The following is a 1521-nucleotide window of genomic DNA, read 5'->3' on the forward strand; positions in this document are numbered from 1 at the left end:
GACCGCGTGTACCTGTGGCTCGCCGACGGCACCCGCGCGTCCGTGCCCGTGGCGGCGGTGCTGCGCAGTGGGCTGGACGACGGGATGGGGTACCTGACGTCCGCGCACGGCGGCCCGGCCCGGCCCGGACGCGTCGATGTGCTCGTCCGTCCCGGAGCGGACCGCTCCGCTGTGGCCCGCGACCTCCGCGCAGCCACCCGTGGCCTCGGCGTCCGGATCGCCTCCGGGCGCGCTGATGCCGCCGGACCGCCGGGCAAGAGCCGGAACGGCCGGGTCGGCATCCTGGTGACGCTGGGCATCGCCCTCGCCTACTGCGCCATCTCGGTCGCGAACAGCCTGGCCATGGCGGCGGCCGATCGCGCGCGGGACCGGGCGGTGCTGCGGCTGTCCGGCGCGACGCCCGGCCAGGTGACGCTGGTCGCGATCGGCGAGGCCGTCGTGGTGGTCTGCGTCGGCGTGGCACTGGCCGCGGTGGTCTCGGCGGTCAGCCTCGTGGGCCTCTGGACGGCGCTGAGCCGTGTCACCGGCACCGCTTCGCTCGTGGTCCCCTGGGGTTCGCTGGCCGTCGTGACGGCCGTCTGCGCGCTCGTCGCCCTCCCGGCCACCCTGCTCCCCGCCCTCGGATCATCGCGCTCCGGCGTCGGTGACGCGGGCCTACGCGACTGACCGCCTCCGATCCCGGGGACTGGCTGAAAGCCGGTGGCTCCCTACGGGCGCAGAGGTCTGCGGCGGACGGTCCTGAGCCGTGAGGACGCCCGTTCGGACGGCGTCGTGACGACCACCGACCGCGCCCGGACCTCCGCCTCGGCGACCCAGAACCGCTTGCCGACCACCTTCACGTCAACGGGCAGGTCCAGGCGGCGGCCGGTGAACGACACCCGCACCGGCGCGCCGTCCGGGGGAAGCTCGCCCCAGGCGAGCGCCCATCCCCGGCCCTGGACGGCGCCGCGCAGCAACGCGCGATGGAAGCCGTCCGCCACGGTCACGTCGTAGAGGCCGCCGCGCACGTGGATCTCCAGAGCGGGGCGGCCGTGGGTGCCCCGGGCCAGGCGTGCCCGGTACCGGTCCGCGCCGACGCCGTCCAGCGCTTCAACCGTGCCCTCCGCGGATCTCGACTCCATGACCGCCATCCCCGAACCTCGCCTTCGCGCAACGTGTGCCTCAAGCATCAGGCGCGCGGGGCGGCGCTGTCGGTAGCCTCCGGTTCCGTCCTGCGGTGGTGCTGGCGCTACCGGAGCTCCGTCCCGGCGGGGACGGGACGCAGGACCGACAGCAGGGTCGTCCGCAGGACCTCGGCGGTCCCGCCCCGGTCGAGCTTGCCCGCCGCGACCTCGTCGGCGGCGGCGTGCAGCAGCGCGTAGACGGTCGTGACCAGCCAGCCGGTGTCCAGGTCGGTGCGGAACGCGCCGGTGGCCCGGCCGCGCTCGATCAGCGTCCGGACGGCCTCCATCGGACGGTCGTGGTGCTCGCGGACCTCCTCGGCGGGCAGGGCGCGCACGGCCGCCTCGTGCAGGCGGCCGT

2 protein-coding genes and 1 pseudogene are annotated in these 1521 nt (G+C 75.8%); 1 reads left to right on the plus strand and 2 read right to left on the minus strand.

Annotation, left to right across the window (positions count from 1 at the left end; all coding sequences use genetic code 11):
- Positions 1-666 (plus strand): FtsX-like permease family protein (locus tag AB0J52_RS40050; protein ID WP_500188402.1); only part of this gene is annotated, 666 nt, incomplete at its 5' end.
- A 41-nt stretch (positions 667-707) separates the two neighbouring features.
- Here AB0J52_RS40050 and AB0J52_RS40055 read toward each other — a convergent pair.
- Together AB0J52_RS40055 and AB0J52_RS40060 are read right to left on the minus strand one after the other, a co-directional pair.
- Positions 708-1121, minus strand: coding sequence for a hypothetical protein (locus tag AB0J52_RS40055; RefSeq protein WP_500188404.1), 414 nt, complete (start codon positions 1119-1121; stop codon positions 708-710).
- Positions 1122-1228: 107 nt separating this feature from the next.
- Positions 1229-1521 (minus strand): annotated as a pseudogene (locus tag AB0J52_RS40060) (TetR/AcrR family transcriptional regulator); the annotation flags it as partial.

The sequence above is a fragment of the Spirillospora sp. NPDC049652 genome, from assembly GCF_040675125.1.
GTDB lineage: Bacteria > Actinomycetota > Actinomycetes > Streptosporangiales > Streptosporangiaceae > Spirillospora.